Raw genomic sequence first — 16,573 nt, forward strand, 5'->3', positions numbered from 1 at the left:
CTCCCAAACCACAACCCGAACCGCCCAAGGCCCAGGTCAAGCCGGAGCCCCCAAAACCCGAGCCGAAACCGGAACCGAAGCCGGAAATCGCGACCAAGGCTCCCGAAGTCAAGAAGCCGCCCAAGCCGGAGCCGAAGCCCGAACCCAAGAAACCGGAACCCAAACCCGAACCGAAAAAGCCCGAACCGAAGCCGGAACCCAAGAAGCCGGAGCCGAAACCCGAGCCCAACCAAGAAACGGCACTCCCCGACTACATGAAGGAGCGCCTCGCGCAGGAAACAGCGCAAACCGCAGCGCGCTCGCAGCTCGAACGCATGATGCGTGAGGACGCCGCACGCGCATCGACGGCACGCAACAAAGCCGCCGGAGACGCCTACGAGAATGCACTGCGCACCAAGGTCCGCGGCAACCTGCTGCGCCCTCCCGGTCTGAGCGGCAATCCGGAGGCGGTGTTCGAAGTCGACCAGCTCCCGACCGGCGAAGTCCTCGCAATCCGCCTGAAACGCTCCTCCGGCGTGCCGGCGCTCGACGACGCGATCGAACGGGCCATTCGCCGCTCCAGCCCGCTGCCGCTGCCGAAGGAGGCGGAACTTTTTTCGCGAACACTGGAACTGAGATTCAGGCCGCTCGAGGAATGAGACGCGCAATTCGCCTCCGTTGGTATCCTTACGCCCCCCGTTCGGCTCCGTTCGCTATAATTAACGATTAACGGCAAGCAAAAGCCATGAAAAAAATCTTCTCCCCCTTCCGCCTGCTGATCGTCTCCGCACTGGCCATGCTCTCGCTGATGGCGCACGCACAGCTGTCGATCGAGATCACCGGTGCCGGCGCAACCCGATTTCCGGTCGCGATCCCCGTATTCGAAAACGAAGGCAGCCTGCCACGCGGCGTCACCGACGTGGTCCGCGCGGACCTCGAACGCAGCGGCCTGTTCAGCCTGGTGGATCTGGGCTTGACCGCGCTGCCCGTGACCATCGCCCCCGACCTGCCGGGCCTGCGCGGCCGCGGCGCCGATGCGGTACTCACCGGCAGCGTCTATCAACAGGGCGATGGCCGCTTCGAAGTGCGCTTCCGCCTCTTCGACACGCAGAAGCAGACGGAACTCGGCGGACTCACGATGCGCATGGCGCCGGCGCAGAACCGCGCGATCGGCCACCGCATCGCCGACTTCGTCTATGAGAAACTCACCGGCCAACCCGGCTACTTCGCGACCCGCATCGCCTATGTGGTCAAGAGTGGCCCGCGCTATGAACTTCAGGTGGCAGACGCCGACGGCATGAATGCCCAGACGGCTCTGGCCTCGCGCGAACCGATCATCTCGCCGGCCTGGGCACCGGATGGCCAGCGCCTTGCCTATGTGTCCTTCGAGGCGAAGAAGCCGGTCGTCTATGTACACACGCTGGCAACCGGCCAGCGCCAGGTCGTCGCCAACTTCAAAGGCTCCAACTCGGCGCCCGCCTGGGCTCCGGACGGCCAGCGACTTGCCGTGGTACTCACCAAGGACGGGCAGTCGCAGCTGTATATCCTCAATGCCGACGGTTCCGGCGTGCGCCGCATGGCCACCTCCTCCGGCATCGACACCGAACCGGCCTGGTCGCCCGATGGTCAGTGGATCTATTTCACGTCCGACCGTGGCGGCAGCGCACAGATCTATCGCATTTCCGCCGGCGGCGGCAGCGCCCAGCGGGTGACTTTCGAAGGCACTTACAACGTGACCCCGCGCCTCTCGCCGGACGGCGCGACACTGGCCTTCGTCACCCGCAACAGCGGGCGCTTCCAGGTGGCAGTCATGGACATTGCCACCCGCCAGACCACGATCCTCACCGACTCGGCGCGTGACGAGTCGCCCAGCTTCGCGCCCAACGGCCGGATGATCCTGTACGCCACTGAAAGCGGCGGCCGCGGGGTGCTCGCCGCGGTGTCGTCCGATGGCCGGGTGAAGCAGCGCCTGACGGTGCAGGCCGCCGACGTGCGCGAACCCTCCTGGGGTCCGCTTGCCAGGTAACAACCCTAAGCAACAATACTGATGTTATTACAAGGAAATTCCATGAAGAAGCTTGTTCTGCCCGCCATCCTCTCCGCCCTGCTCGCCGCCTGCAGCAGCACCGGCACGTTCGACCAGAAGACCGACGGCAGCGCTGTCGAAGACCGCAGCAAGAGCTCGACCGGTGCCGGCGTCACCACCGTGACCGCCCCGACCGCCGCCGGCTCGGGCATCGCCGCACTGACCGACCCGAACAACATCCTGTCCAAGCGCAGCGTGATGTTCGACTTCGACAGCTACGTGATCAATGACGACTTCCGTCCGCTGGTCGAAGCGCACGCCCGCTTCCTGGTGCAGAACCCGACGATGAAGATGCTCATCCAGGGCAACGCCGACGAGCGCGGCAGCCGCGAGTACAACCTCGCCCTCGGCCAGAAGCGTGCCGATGCCGTCCGCAAGTCCCTGACGCTGCTCGGCGCCAAGGAAGCGCAGATCGAGTCCGTCAGCCTCGGCGAAGAAAAGCCGCGCTGCAGCGAAAGCACCGAATCGTGCTTCGCGCAGAACCGTCGCGGTGACATGCTCTACTCGGGCGAGTTCTGATGAAACGCCTCCTGCCGCTGGCAGTGCTTCTCTCCCTGTCGTCGGTGGCGCCCGTGCAAGCGGCGCTGTTCGACGACGAGGAGGCACGGCGCCAGATATTCGATCTGCGCACGGAAATGAGCACCCGTCTCGAGCGGCTGGAGGTGAGCAGCCGTGGGCAGCTCGAACTGGCGAACCAGAACGAGCTGCTGAAGGCTGAAATTTCGAAGCTGAACGGACAACTCGAGGTGCTGCTGCACGAAGTCGAGTCGCTGAAGCAACGCCAGCGCGATTTCTATGTGGACCTCGATAACCGCGTGCGCAAGCTCGAGGCAGTCAGTGCCGCCGCCGCCGCCGCCGTGGCCCCCGCCGCACCGCCCGCCGACCCGGCGGCCGAGTCGCGCGACTACGAAGCCGCCCTCAACCTCCTGAAGGAAGCGAAGTACAAGGAGGCGCTGACCGGTTTCGAACGTTTCATCAAGCAATATCCGCGCAGCACCTTTCAGGCCAGCGCGCATTTCTGGGCCGGCAATGCCGCCCTGCAGGCCAAGGAAGTCGCCACCGCCAGCACGTATTTCAAGACTGCCCTGAACGACTGGCCGAACGATCCCGTCGCTCCCGACGCCATGCTTGGCATTGCCAACAGCCAGCAGGCCATGGGCGAAGCGAAAGCGTCGCAGGAAACACTCAGGAAACTCGTGGAACGCTTTCCGGATAGCGCTGCCGCCAAATCCGCACGGCAGCGTCTCGCTGTCCGCAAGCCCTGAGGCCTCATGCTGTCGATCGAAGCCGTCAGCGCCAAGCTGCGGATTACCGAGATTTTCGCCTCCGTGCAGGGCGAGTCGACGCGCGTCGGACTTCCGACCGTGTTCGTCCGCCTGACCGGCTGTCCGCTGCGCTGCGGATGGTGCGACACCGAATACGCGTTCCAGGGCGGTGAAAGCCGCAGTATCGCGGACGTCTGCGACGCCGTTGCGGCACATGGCCTCCATCACGTCTGCGTGACCGGCGGCGAACCGCTCGCGCAAAGAGCCTGTCTTGCTCTCCTGACGGCCCTTTGCGACGCAGGCTTTTCAGTCTCGCTGGAGACCAGCGGCGCGCTCGACATCGCACCGGTGGACCCGCGCGTGTCGCGCATCATGGACCTCAAGGCCCCCGGCTCGGGTGAAGTCTCGCGCAATCGCTGGGACAATCTCCCCCACCTGACGTCTCACGACGAGATCAAGATCGTGCTTGCCGACGAAGCGGACTATGCCTGGGCCAAGGCACAGATTACGCTGCACGCTCTGGCGCAACGCTGCACCGTGCTGCTGTCGCCGGTCCAGGGCAAGCTCGACGCCACCGAACTCGCCGAATGGATCGTGCGCGACCGCCTGCCGGTACGCTTCCAGCTCCAGTTGCACAAAATCCTGTGGAACGACGCGCGCGGGCGCTGATACCCCGCGGCTCGATACACCAGCATCCTTTCGGGACTCCGCGCGGAAGCCTTCAAACATGACTGAAAACCCCAAGCGCGCCGTCGTCCTGCTGTCAGGCGGGCTCGACTCCGCCACTTGCCTCGCCATTGCCCGCGACATGGGTTTCGAATGCTATGCGCTGTCGGTGGCCTACGGCCAGCGCCACGCGGCCGAACTGACCGCTGCCAAGCGCGTCGCCACCACGCTGGGCGCCCGCGAACACCGACTCGCATGTGTCGAACTCGGTCAGTTCGGCGGCTCCGCGCTCACCGACGCGAGCATCCCGGTTCCTGTCGAAGGCGCCTCGGCCGGCATCCCCGTCACCTACGTCCCGGCGCGCAACACGGTGATGCTGTCGATCGCGCTCGCCTGGGCCGAAGTGCTCGGCGCGAACGACATCTTCGTCGGCGTCAATGCGGTCGACTACTCCGGCTATCCCGACTGTCGGCCTGAATACATCGCAGCCTTCGAGACCATGGCGAATCTGGCCACCAAGACCGGCACCGAGGGCTCCCGCCTCACGATCCATGCGCCGCTCATCGATCAGTCGAAAGCCGATATCGTCCGACGCGGCACCGCACTGGGCGTCGATTACGCGCAGACGGTCTCGTGCTACCAGGCCGACGATGCCGGGCGCGCCTGCGGCGTGTGTGACGCCTGCCGCCTTCGGCGGGCGGGATTCGAAGCGGCCGGCGTACCCGACCCGACGCCATACGCCTGAGCGCCTCGTTTCGCTCGTTGACACCCGATGTAACACCCGCCTTGGCGTGAATTGATCTAAGTCAGCCCTGCTGCGCGAAAGGTTTCGTAACATTCGCCGATCGACGATGCAATAATGCGTCTTCGCGGGGGATCTTTCGATGCAGTTTCGGCTAGTTCGGTATTTCACTCTTGCCAGTCTCGGTATGTTCGGGCTGGTCGCCCTGAGCCTGATTTACTTCGAGCACCTGCAAGGGCAGTTTTTCAAGCAGACGAGTGACGAGCAGGGCACATTCTTCAGCGAGGTTCAGCAGTCCTTCGCCAAACAACAGGACGAGTCGGCTCGGCGCGACCTGCTGAGCATCCACGAAGCCGGCAACGTCAACCTCACCCGCCTGTTCGCCAACGCGCTGTGGGAAAAGGATTTCGCCCCCTTCGTGGCGAGTGTCCAGGCCATCGACGTGCAAACCTGCCGCGCGATCGCCGACATCACCGACGACAAGGGCAAGAAGGTCGCACCACCCGAGAAGAAGGCGTGCTTCACCGATGTCGGCAATCGAATCATGGCACTGCCGGCCTTCAAGGGCCTCGACGCGAAGGTGTTCGACTCGATGAAGAAGAGCACCGTTTTCAAGATCAAGGTGTTCGACCTGCGCGGTATCACCGTGTATTCATCCGAACACGCCCAGATCGGTGAAGACAAGAGCGCCAACGAAGGTTGGCGCAGCGCCGCACTCGATGGTGTTCCGAAGAGCGAACTGACTCACCGCGGCAAGTTCAGCGCCTTCGAAGGTGTCGTTGAGAACCGCGACCTGATTGGCAGCTATCTCCCGGTACTGGAGCCGGGCAGCTCCCGCATCGTCGGCGTGTTCGAGGTGTATTCGGACGTAACCCCGTTCCTGAAGCAGATTCAGCAAACCTCGGAGCAGATCAAGCTCACCGCCGTTGAAAACCAGCGCAAGCTCGAAGAGGCGGCAACGACCAACCAGACCGCGGTCGACGCCACCTCCTACCGCCAGCTTGCCACCATCGCCGGCCTGCTCGCCCTGCTTTTCGCCGCTCTGCTCGTCATCGTGCGGCGTGCCGAAAAGGTCATCCAGCAGCAGGAAAAGGACCGCGCACACGCCCACCAACAACTCGCGCAGTCGGAGAAGATGGCATCGCTCGGCCAGATGGTCGCGGGGGTCGCCCATCAGCTCAACACGCCGCTCGCCTTCTCGCAGAACAATGTGCTGATGGTCAAGGACGCGCTGCAAAGCATGGAACTGCCGATGAAGGTTGCCAGCCGCCTGTCTACGATCCTCGAGGATGTTGATGGCGACAAGGTCACGCTCAAGGTTTCGCAGCTCAAGGCCAATCTGGAAAAACTTCAGGACGGCAACGTAGACGTTTCAATGCTGCAGGCGATGCTCGCCGACGTGCTCGAAGGCATCGAACAGATGACCGAGATGGTGGTCAATCTGCGCGACTTCACGCGCCTCGACCGCGCCGCGGTCGCCAACGCCGACCTCAACAAATCGCTGCACACCGTCGCCTATATCGCCAAGACCGTGCTGCCGAAAAACATCGAACTCATCGAGGAATTCGCGCAGTTGCCGGACGTCGAGTGCAACCCCTCGCAGCTCAACCAGGTATTTCTCAACCTCATCAACAATGCGGCGCAGGCGATGGACGGCCCCGGCAAGATCACCGTGCGCACCGCAACGGACGGCGACCGCGTCAGGATCGAAGTGCAGGACAATGGCCACGGCATCCCCGACGACGTACTGCCGCACATCTTCGACCTGTACTACACCACCAAGCCAACCGGCGAAGGTACCGGGCTCGGCTTGCCGATCGCCAAGGACATCATCACCCAGCATGGCGGCGAGATTCAGGTCAGCACCCGCATCGGCGTGGGCACCACATTCACCGTGCTACTGCCGGTGCGGCAGCAAGCGCTGTCGGCTTTAGCCGCGTAAGGCCGCAAGGAGCGAACGATGGCAAAGAAAGGCGGCAAGGTCTTATGTGTGGATGATGAACCCAGCATCGTCCGCTCCCTGCAGTGGCTGCTGCAGAAACAGTTCGAGGTCGTGACGGCCACCAGTGGCGCCGAGGCGATCGAACTCGTTAAGCAGCACGACTTCGACGTCGTCATCAGCGACCAGCGCATGCCCATGATGACCGGAGTGGAAGTGCTGCGCGAGGTGCGGCGTCTGTCACCGCGCACGATGCGCATCCTGCTCACCGGCTATTCGGACATGCAGGCGATCGTGCGCTCGGTGAACGAAAGCGAAGTTTTCCGCTTCATCAACAAGCCGTGGAACATCGCCGAACTGCCTAAAGTCGTCGACCAGGCAATCAACATCGCCAGGACCCAGCCGGTTGAAGACACCGCCGCCGACGTTACGGAAGACGCCCCGCTCGTCGCCAACGGCGAACGCATTCTCGTCATCGACGACGACCCCGACATGGGGCGTGCCGTCGCGGACATCGTCGGCACCTCCGCGAAGGTCTCCTACACGCGCAACCTTGCGGACGCGGTCGGCATCCTCAATAGCGAACCCGTCTCCGTCATCGTCTCGGAAACGCGTGTCGGGTCGATCGACGCCACACGTCTGGTGCGGCTGATGAAAAGCAAGCACCCGGAAATTGTCACCGTGATGCTCACCGGAGAAAGCGACGCCGACACCATCACGACGCTCATCAACCAGGGCCAGATCTACCGTTTCGTGCCCAAGCCGATACGCTCGGGCTACCTCAAACTGGTGCTCCACTCCGCGCTGCGCAAACACAACGCGCTGACCGGCGACCCCGGCCTGGCATTCCGCCACGCCGTGGAAAATACCGCCTCGGGAACAGTCGACTCGCTCATGTCGGACGTCGAAAGAGCCGCGACGCTCTCGGAAACCGCCATCGCGAGCAAGGGTGCCGGCTTCATGGCCACACTCGGCGCCGGCTTCCGCCGCCTGTTTGGCTCCTGATCGCACACAATTGCTTGACTACACCCCTTCTCTTACATAGAATTCGGGGCCTTCTGCAGATGGGTCGTTAGCTCAGCTGGTAGAGCAGCGGACTTTTAATCCGTTGGTCGCAGGTTCGAATCCCGCACGGCCTACCATAAACTCAGGTGGTTTTCAGGCAGAAGGCGCAGCAATCAGGGGGTATAGCTCAGTTGGTAGAGCAGTTGACTCTTAATCAATTGGTCGTAGGTTCGAATCCTACTGCCCCCACCAGACGCAAGACAAAAGGCCAGCTCCCCGGAGCTGGCCTTTTGTCTTTGCGAGCTTGTCAGCCTCTTCGGCGTATGACAATGCCGCACGCGCATGAGCGCACTCTTGGGCATAATGATCGAATATGCCCGGGAGGCGGATAATGACGACAGCGACTCAAGAAACCCTTCAGCTTGCCCACATCGTTTTCCAGAACGCCGCTGAGGGCGTCGCGATTACCGACCCGCAGGGGCGGATTCTGGCCGTCAACGAGGCATTCACCGAGCTGACCGGGTATACCGAGACCGAAGTAACCGGCAAGACACCGGCACTCCTGCGCTCAGGGCGCCATTCCCGCGAGTTCTATGCGCGCATGTGGCTGGCACTGCGGGACGAGGGCCGCTGGCAGGGCGAGATCTGGAACCGGCGCAAGAACGGCGAGGTTTACCCTGAGTGGCTGTCCATCCGCAGTGTCCGTGATGAGGCCGGCGCGGTGCTGCACTATGTGGGCGTCTTCACGGACATTTCGCAGATCATGATCGAACAGGTCAAATTGCGCGACCTCGCCTACCATGATCCGCTGACGCGTCTGCCCAACCGGATGCTGTTCAGTGATCGCTTCGACCAGGCTGCACGGCGCTGCCTGCGTGATGCGCGGCAACTTGCGGTACTGATGGTGGAAGTGTCCGCACAAGGCAGCGTCGCGCAAACCAATGAGTTCATCATCGCGGTCGCCGGATTATTCTCCACCCATCTGCGTGAAACCGACACGCTGGCGCGGGTGGGCGAGTGTGAATTTCTCGTGCTGATCGAAGGCGTCGACGGCCCGCGCAGTGCCAGCGTCACTGCCGATCAGTTGCTGAAGGCGCTGGAAAAGCCCCTTAAGGTGGATGACACGGAAGTCTACGCCACCGCCAACGTCGGGATTAGCCTGTATCCGATGGACGGCTATACCATGGATGATCTGGTGACCGCTGCCGATGCCGCGATGCTGCAGGCGCGCCGGCGCGGACGTAACACGTGTCGTTTCTTCTCCACCGAAATGACGGCTTTCGCCAACGAACGCGCCACCCTCGAGCGACATCTGCGCCAGGCGATCGCACGCAACTCACTGGAACTGCATTTCCAGCCGCAGTTCGACACTTCGGGCGCGAAGTTGGTCGGCGTCGAAGCGCTGCTGCGCTGGACCGATGCGGAACTCGGGGTGGTGGCTCCGGAACGCTTTGTACCCGTGGCCGAGGATAACGGCCTGATTCATCCGCTGGGCGAGTGGGTGATGCGTGAGGCGTTCCGGCAATACGTCACCTGGCAGGAGGCGGGGGTCGCGCCGCCGGTGCTGTCGATCAACATTTCGGCACGCCAGATGGAACGCATCGACTTTGTCGATAGCGTGGCCGCCCTGCTCAAGGAGACCGGGATGAGCCCGCAAGCACTCGAATTCGAGTTCCGTGAATCGGTGTTGTCGGACGTCGCCTACGTGGTACCGGCACTGGAGGCACTCGACCGGATGGGCATCCGCCTGTCGATCGACGGATTCGGCACGGGTTTCTCGCCACTCGGCAACCTCAAGACGCTGCCGATATCGAAGCTCAACATCGACCGCAGCTTCGTGCTCAGCATCGGCGAGGACAACACCAACGACACGATCGTGCGCACGGTGCTGGGCGTGGCCCGCTCGCTGGGCCTGCGCGTGATTGCCGAAGGCGTCGAGACCGAGGATCAGGCGGTTTTCCTGCGCAATCAGGGTTGTGACGAATTCCAGGGCCACCTATACGGGCACGCGGTCAGCGCGGCAGACTTTGTCCGGCATTTCAGCAAACAGCAGGCCTGACGACTGCTGCAGTCCCCATTTCGAGTCGAAATGCGGTTGGTATGTTTAGCGATATTGGGTACATTTGCGCCCGCACGCCGAAAGGCCCCCGCAGCCCGGGCCGCGGCGCCAGCGATCAATTACTCCAACGACGAGGAAAATCGTGTCGAATAGTCCTTACAGCCAGGGTCTCGGGAAGAATGCTGCGAATTACGTTTCGCTGTCGCCGCTGAGTTTTCTTCAACGCTCCGCCTACGTGTATCCGCAGCGCACGTCGGTGATACACGGCGACCGGACGTTTACCTGGGCACAGACCTACGAGCGCTGCCGGCGTCTGGCCAGTGCGCTGGTGCAACAGGGCGTGAGCCGTGGCGACACCGTCGCGGTAATGCTGCCCAACGTGCCCGCGATGTTTGAAGTCCATTTCGGCGTGCCGATGACCGGCGCGGTGCTGAACACGCTGAACACCCGCCTCGACGCGGAAGCGATCGCCTTCATGCTGAGCCACGGCGAAGCAAAGGTGCTGATCACCGACCCGGAGTTCGCCCCGATCGTCCGTCGTGCGCTGGAACTTCTGGAAGGACAGAAGCCGGTGGTCATCGACACGCTGGATGCCGAGTATCCCGGCACGGATCGATGTGGCGAAATCGAGTATGAGGACTTCATCGCCAAGGGCGACGCGGATTTCGAATGGAGCCTGCCGCCGGACGAATGGGACGCCATCGCGCTGAATTACACGTCCGGTACCACCGGCAATCCGAAAGGCGTCGTATATCACCACCGCGGCGCGTACCTGAATGCCGCTTCCAACATCATCAGCTGGGGCATGCCGCAGCATTCGGTGTATCTGTGGACGCTGCCGATGTTCCACTGCAATGGCTGGTGCTTCCCGTGGACGATGGCAGCCAATGCCGGCGTCAACGTGTGCCTGCGCAAGGTTGACGTGGCGTTGATCTGCGAGTTGATCCGCAAACACACTGTCACCCACTTCTGCGGTGCGCCGATCGTGCATGGCATGCTCATCAATGCGCCGGAAGGCCTGCGCGCCGGCATCGAACACAAGGTATCGGCGCTGGTCGCCGGTGCTGCGCCCCCGGCCGCGATCATCGAAGGCATGGAACGCATCGGTTTCGACATCACCCACGTTTATGGCCTGACCGAAACCTACGGCCCCGCTTCGGTGTGCGCGAAGCACCCGGAATGGGATGCGCTGCCGATCGACCGCCGCGCCGAGCGCAACGGTCGTCAGGGCGTGAGCTACCACATGCAGGAAGCGATCACCGTGATCAACCCGGAAACGATGGAACCGGTACCGGCCGACGGCGAGACGATGGGCGAGGTCATGTTCCGCGGCAACCTCGTGATGAAGGGTTACCTGAAGAACGAGAAGGCCAGCGCGGAAGCTTTTGCCGGCGGCTGGTTCCACACCGGCGACCTCGGCGTGATGCAAGCGGACGGCTACGTCAAGATCAAGGACCGTTCCAAGGACGTGATCATCTCGGGCGGTGAGAATATTTCCTCGCTGGAAGTCGAGGATGTACTGTATCGCCACCCCGCCGTGATGACGGCGGCGGTTGTGGCCAAGCCCGACGAGAAATGGGGTGAAGTGCCGGCCGCGTACATCGAAATCAAGGAAGGCGCACAGGTCACGGCAGATGACATCATCGCCCACTGCCGTGAGCATCTGGCGCGCTACAAGGTGCCGAAGTACGTCGAGTTCTGCATCCTACCGAAAACCTCGACCGGCAAGATCCAGAAGTTCGTGCTGCGCGAGCAGGCCAAGTCGACCTCGGCGATCGAGTAAGCAGGTCTCCCGCCGGGCTTGTCCTGCACTGACAGCACGTCGAGCCCGGCGCGGGGCCATCCGGTCCTCGCGCCCTGCATTTCCCTTGAAATGCACAGCCCATGCGGGTTCACCCGTAGTACACATGCATTGACGCGCTACATGCCGGGTGTTAACTTGCACCTTGCGCAATCGAATCTACATATACATAAAACATCGATTTTTATAATCAGCGTTCAGCCATCGCTGGTCTTTAGATGATGATGGCACGTGTTTCCGCCGACACCCGTTGCCGGTGCAGTTCAGCTTCCACCAACAGAGGCAGGATCTGAAAGACGCGATGAGCACGGACTACATCCTTCAAACCCGCGACCTGACCAAAGAGTTCAAGGGTTTCGTCGCGGTCGACAAGGTTAATCTGCAGGTGCGGCGGGGCACCATCCACGCCCTGATCGGCCCGAATGGTGCAGGCAAGACGACCGTCTTCAACCTGCTCACCAAGTTCCTGACGCCGACCCGCGGAAGCATTCATTTCAACTCGCACGACATCACGCACGAGAAGTCGGCACAGATCGCGCGTCGCGGTGTGGTGCGTTCGTTCCAGATATCCGCGGTTTTCCCGCATCTCTCCGTGCTGGAAAACGTGCGCATTGCGCTGCAGCGCAAGCTCGGTACAAGTTTTCACTTCTGGCGCTCGGCGAAGAGTCTTGATGTGCTCAACGGCCGCGCAATGGAGCTGCTCGAATCGGTCGATCTGCAGTCGTTCGCCGATACGATGACCGTGGAGTTGCCTTATGGCCGCAAACGCGCACTCGAGATCGCGACGACGCTGGCGCTGGAGCCCGAACTGATGCTGCTCGACGAACCGACACAGGGCATGGGTCACGAAGACGTCGGACGCGTCGCCGACCTCATCAAGCGCGTGTCGGAGAACCGCACGGTGCTGATGGTCGAACATAACCTGAGCGTGGTGTCGCACATCTGCGACACGATCACGGTGCTGCAGCGCGGTGCGGTGCTGGCCGAGGGCCCGTACGAGGTGGTATCCGCGGATCCACGGGTACTCGAAGCCTACATGGGCACCGAACATGGCTAAGGCGAGCGCGTTCAAACCCGATTCCGAAATGCTGCGGGTCAGCGATCTGCACGCGTTCTATGGCGAATCGCACATCCTGCACGGCATCGATTTCAACGTGAATCGCGGCGAACTGGTGACGCTGCTGGGGCGCAACGGTGCCGGCCGTACGACGACGCTGAAGGCGATCCTGGGGCTCACCGGTCGACGCAGCGGCTCGATCATGATCAATGGCCGTCAGGTCATCGACCTGGCAACACATCGCATCGCCCATCTGGGGGTCGGCTATTGCCCGGAGGAGCGTGGCATCTATGCGAGCCTCTCCGCCGAGGAGAACCTGCTGTTGCCACCGACGGTAAATAGCAGCGGCATGTCGCTCGACGAGATCTACGAGATGTTTCCGAACCTCAAGGAGCGCCGCAACAGCCCGGGCAGCCGGCTGTCGGGCGGTGAGCAGCAGATGCTGGCGATGGCGCGCATCCTGCGCACCGGCGCGCGCCTGCTGCTGCTCGACGAGATCACCGAGGGCCTCGCGCCGGTGATCGTGCAAACCCTCGGGCGGGTCATCGCGCAGCTTAAGGAGAAAGGCCTGACGATCATCCTGGTCGAACAGAATTTCCGCTTTGCCGCGCCGCTCGCCGATCGCCATTACGTCATCGAGCACGGGCGCATCGTCGAAATGGTGACGAAGGAGGAGTTGGAGACAAAGATGCACCTACTGCAGAAGCTGCTGGGCGTATGAGCACGTAGACTAAAACGGAGGGGACACAATGAAGCGCAAGATTCTGGGTTCGGCCATTGCCACCGCGATCCTGTCGATGCAACCGATGCTCGCGCAGGCGGCGACGACCGTCAGCGACGGCGTGGTGAAACTCGGCGTGCTGACCGACATGTCGGGCACCTATTCCGATCTCGCCGGCCCCGGCGCGGTGGAGGCGACGAAGATGGCGATCGACGACTTCATCGCCAAGGAAAAGCCGGACTTCAAGATCGAGATGGTGTCCGCCGACCACCAGAACAAGGCTGACATCTCTGCCAACAAAGCACGCGAGTGGATCGACACGGCGAAGGTGGATGCGATCGTCGACCTGGTGACGACTTCGACGGCGCTCGCGGTGATGAAGGTCGCGAACGAGAAGAATCGCATTTCACTGATCTCGGGCGCGGCCTCGACACCGATCACCAACGAGCAGTGCAACGACACCACCGTGCACTGGACCTACGACACGTATTCGCTGCCGGTCGGCACCGCCAAGGCGGTGGTCAAGCAGGGCGGCAAGAGCTGGTACTTCCTGACCGCCGACTACGCGTTCGGCCACTCGCTGGAGAAGAACACGGCCGACGTCGTGACCAAGAGCGGCGGCAAGGTCGTCGGCAGCGTGCGCCACCCCTTCCCCGGCAGCGATTTCTCGTCCTTCCTTCTGAGCGCACAGGCCTCGGGCGCGCAGGTCATCGGCCTCGCAAACGCGGGCAACGACACGATCAACTCGATCAAGCAGGCGAAGGAGTTCGGCATCACGCCGAAGCAGTCGCTCGCCGGGCTGCTGATGTTCATCTCCGACGTGCATAGCCTGGGCCTCGACGCTACCGCCGGCATGTACCTGACCACCGGCTTCTACTGGGATTACAACGACGAGACCCGCGCGTGGTCGAAGCGCTTCTTCGGAACGATGAAGCGCATGCCGACGATGGTCCAGGCGGGCGACTACTCGGCGGTCTACCACTACCTCAAGGCGATCAAGAGCGCCGGTACCGATGAGGCGAAAGCGGTGATGGCGAAGATGCGCGAGACGCCGGTCAACGACTTCTTCGCCAAGAACGGCAAGGTGCGCATCGACGGGCGCATGGTGCACGACATGTATCTGGCGCAGGTCAAGAAGCCGTCGGAGTCCAAGTATCCGTGGGACTACTACCACATCCGCGCGGTGATTCCCGGAGACGAAGCATACATATCGCTGGCCGACAGCAAGTGTCCGCTGGTGAAGAAATAGCATTTCCAACCGGTTTCCGGCCCCCGGACTGCATGACGCAGCACGCGTCGGCAGACCGGGCGGCCGGCACCGAAACCTGGCCGCCCGCACATGGACATCTTCGGTATTCCGATCCAGGCCCTGATGGGACAGTTGCTGATCGGGCTCATCAACGGCTCGTTCTACGCCATCCTCAGCCTCGGGCTGGCGATCATCTTCGGCCTGCTCAACATCATCAACTTTGCGCATGGCGCGCTCTACATGATGGGCGCGTTCGCAGCATGGATCGCGCTGACCTGGCTCGGCATCAACTACTGGGTTGCGCTGGTCGTCGTACCACTGGTCGTCGGCGGCTTTGGCATGCTCATCGAACGCACGATGCTCAAGCACCTGTATCGGCTCGACCATCTATACGGATTGCTGCTGACCTTCGGTCTGGCGCTGATCATCGAAGGTTTGTTCCGCTACCGCTTCGGCATTTCGGGTGAGAGTTATCCGGTCCCCGAGCTGCTTTCCGGCGGTTTTAATCTCGGCTTCATGTTCCTGCCAAAGTATCGCGCGTGGGTGATCGCGGTGTCGCTGGTGGTGTGTTTCGGTAGCTGGTACATCATCGAGCGCACCAAACTCGGTTCCTACCTGCGAGCGGGCACCGAGAATCCGCAGTTGCTGCAGGCCTTCGGCATCAACGTGCCGCTGATGATCACGCTGACCTACGGCTTCGGCGTGGCACTGGCGGCGTTCGCGGGCGTGCTGGCCGCGCCGGTGTTCCAGGTAAACCCGGTGATGGGTTCGAACCTGATCATCGTCGTGTTCGCGGTCGTCGTCATCGGCGGCATGGGCTCGATCATGGGCTCGATCATCACGGGTCTCGGGCTCGGTCTGATCGAGGGACTGACGCGCGTGTTCTACCCTGAAGCCTCCGCCGTGGTGATCTTCGTCATCATGGGCATCGTGCTATTGTTGCGGCCGGCCGGACTGTTCGGGCGCGAGCGCTGAACCATGCGACACCGCGATACGATCACACGCGGGCAAGGCGCACGCCTCCCACACGAATCTTCCAGACCAGGATCCGCGCTATGAAAGGCAAACACATCGGCTGGATCGTTCTGATCGCCGTCGGACTCAGCGCACCATTCCTCGTGTACCCGGTGCTGGTGATGAAGATCTTGTGTTTCGCGCTGTTCGCGTGCGCCTTCAACCTGCTGCTCGGCTACACCGGCCTGCTGTCCTTCGGCCACGCCGCCTTCCTCGGCTGGGCCGGCTACGTCTGCGGCTATGGCGTCAAGGAACTCGGCTTTTCACCGGAACTGGGCATCCTCGCCGGCACGGCAACCGGCGCGGCGCTGGGATTCGTGTTCGGCAGCCTGGCGATCCGGCGCGCCGGCATCTACTTTGCGATGGTCACGCTCGCGCTTGCGCAACTGGTGTATTTCCTTGCGCTGCAATTCCCGTTCACCGGCGGCGAGGACGGTCTGCAAGGCGTTCCGCGCGGCCATCTGTTCGGCTTCATCGATCTTTCCGACACGATGAACATGTATTTCTTCGTACTGGCGGTGTTCCTCGTCGGATTCTGGATCATCGACCGCGCAATCCATTCGCCCTTCGGCCAAGTCCTTACGGCAATCCGCGAGAACGAGCCGCGGGCGATCTCCCTCGGCTACGACGTCGACAAATACAAGCTGCTCGCCTTCGTGCTGTCGGCGGGCCTGTCAGGCCTGGCGGGCGCGACCAAGACGCTGGTGTTCCAGCTCGCGTCACTGACCGACGTACATTGGCACATGTCGGGCGAGATCGTATTGATGACTCTGCTCGGCGGCATGGGTACCGTATTTGGGCCGATCGTCGGTGCGACGGTGGTGGTGGGGCTGCAGAACTATGGCGCTGAACTCGGCCAGTGGGTGACGGTGTTGACGGGCGTGATTTTCGTGCTCTGCGTACTCGCATTCCGGCGCGGCATCGTCGGTGAGCTGGCGCTACTGATCAAGCGCTCCGGAATCCGGATGTAGGCGGTATCCAGCCCGACTG

Annotated in this window: 15 protein-coding genes and 2 tRNA genes; all 17 read left to right on the top strand. The window is 62.4% G+C overall.

The features are described from left to right. On the top strand, positions 1-638 hold a 638-nt coding region (locus tag GPA25_RS10965; RefSeq protein WP_169260427.1), incomplete at its 5' end, for an energy transducer TonB. 86 nt (positions 639-724) lie between these two features. Continuing rightward, entirely contained in the window at positions 725-2,005 is a 1,281-nt protein-coding gene (gene tolB / locus GPA25_RS10970; RefSeq protein ID WP_169260428.1) for a Tol-Pal system beta propeller repeat protein TolB, read from the top strand. Between the two features lie 42 nt (positions 2,006-2,047). Then, positions 2,048-2,584, top strand: coding sequence for a peptidoglycan-associated lipoprotein Pal (gene pal, locus GPA25_RS10975; protein WP_169260429.1), 537 nt, complete (start codon positions 2,048-2,050; stop codon positions 2,582-2,584). Further along, positions 2,584-3,330 carry a tol-pal system protein YbgF gene (gene ybgF, locus GPA25_RS10980; RefSeq protein ID WP_169260430.1) on the top strand — a complete coding sequence of 249 codons (747 nt, stop codon included), beginning with the start codon at positions 2,584-2,586 and terminating at the stop codon, positions 3,328-3,330. The genes pal and ybgF overlap by 1 nt, the downstream gene beginning before the upstream one ends. 6 nt (positions 3,331-3,336) lie before the next feature. Beyond that, positions 3,337-3,999, top strand: a complete 663-nt coding sequence (queE, locus tag GPA25_RS10985) for a 7-carboxy-7-deazaguanine synthase QueE (RefSeq protein WP_169260431.1) — start codon at positions 3,337-3,339, stop codon at positions 3,997-3,999. Between the two features lie 58 nt (positions 4,000-4,057). Continuing rightward, positions 4,058-4,741 (top strand): 7-cyano-7-deazaguanine synthase QueC, encoded by a 684-nt coding sequence (gene queC / locus GPA25_RS10990; RefSeq protein ID WP_169260432.1) that lies wholly within the window; start codon positions 4,058-4,060, stop codon positions 4,739-4,741. A gap of 139 nt (positions 4,742-4,880) precedes the next feature. Further along, positions 4,881-6,680 carry a sensor histidine kinase gene (locus GPA25_RS10995; RefSeq protein ID WP_169260433.1) on the top strand — a complete coding sequence of 600 codons (1,800 nt, stop codon included), beginning with the start codon at positions 4,881-4,883 and terminating at the stop codon, positions 6,678-6,680. Between the two features lie 18 nt (positions 6,681-6,698). After that, positions 6,699-7,682 (top strand): response regulator, encoded by a 984-nt coding sequence (locus GPA25_RS11000; RefSeq protein WP_169260434.1) that lies wholly within the window; start codon positions 6,699-6,701, stop codon positions 7,680-7,682. Between the two features lie 61 nt (positions 7,683-7,743). Further along, a tRNA-Lys gene (locus tag GPA25_RS11005) sits at positions 7,744-7,819 on the top strand. A gap of 39 nt (positions 7,820-7,858) precedes the next feature. Further along, positions 7,859-7,934, top strand: a tRNA-Lys gene (locus tag GPA25_RS11010). A 139-nt stretch (positions 7,935-8,073) separates the two neighbouring features. After that, complete coding sequence (locus GPA25_RS11015) at positions 8,074-9,741, top strand: putative bifunctional diguanylate cyclase/phosphodiesterase (RefSeq protein WP_169260435.1); 1,668 nt, start codon at positions 8,074-8,076, stop codon at positions 9,739-9,741. A gap of 142 nt (positions 9,742-9,883) precedes the next feature. After that, complete coding sequence (locus tag GPA25_RS11020; RefSeq protein ID WP_169260436.1) at positions 9,884-11,524, top strand: long-chain-fatty-acid--CoA ligase; 1,641 nt, start codon at positions 9,884-9,886, stop codon at positions 11,522-11,524. A gap of 319 nt (positions 11,525-11,843) precedes the next feature. Further along, complete coding sequence (locus tag GPA25_RS11025) at positions 11,844-12,599, top strand: ABC transporter ATP-binding protein (protein WP_169260437.1); 756 nt, start codon at positions 11,844-11,846, stop codon at positions 12,597-12,599. Continuing rightward, positions 12,592-13,320, top strand: coding sequence for an ABC transporter ATP-binding protein (locus GPA25_RS11030; protein WP_169260438.1), 729 nt, complete (start codon positions 12,592-12,594; stop codon positions 13,318-13,320). Before GPA25_RS11025 ends, GPA25_RS11030 begins: the two co-directional genes overlap by 8 nt. A gap of 28 nt (positions 13,321-13,348) precedes the next feature. Continuing rightward, the gene (locus GPA25_RS11035; RefSeq protein WP_211163064.1) at positions 13,349-14,569 is read left to right on the top strand and encodes an ABC transporter substrate-binding protein; all 1,221 of its coding nucleotides are present in this window, start codon (positions 13,349-13,351) and stop codon (positions 14,567-14,569) included. Positions 14,570-14,659: 90 nt separating this feature from the next. Then, positions 14,660-15,544 (top strand): branched-chain amino acid ABC transporter permease, encoded by an 885-nt coding sequence (locus tag GPA25_RS11040; RefSeq protein ID WP_169260439.1) that lies wholly within the window; start codon positions 14,660-14,662, stop codon positions 15,542-15,544. Positions 15,545-15,624: 80 nt separating this feature from the next. Further along, entirely contained in the window at positions 15,625-16,554 is a 930-nt protein-coding gene (locus GPA25_RS11045) for a branched-chain amino acid ABC transporter permease (protein ID WP_169260440.1), read from the top strand. The last annotated feature ends 19 nt before the right edge of the window (positions 16,555-16,573 follow it).

Origin of the sequence: Aromatoleum diolicum (assembly GCF_012910955.1) — a bacterium.
GTDB lineage: Bacteria > Pseudomonadota > Gammaproteobacteria > Burkholderiales > Rhodocyclaceae > Aromatoleum > Aromatoleum diolicum.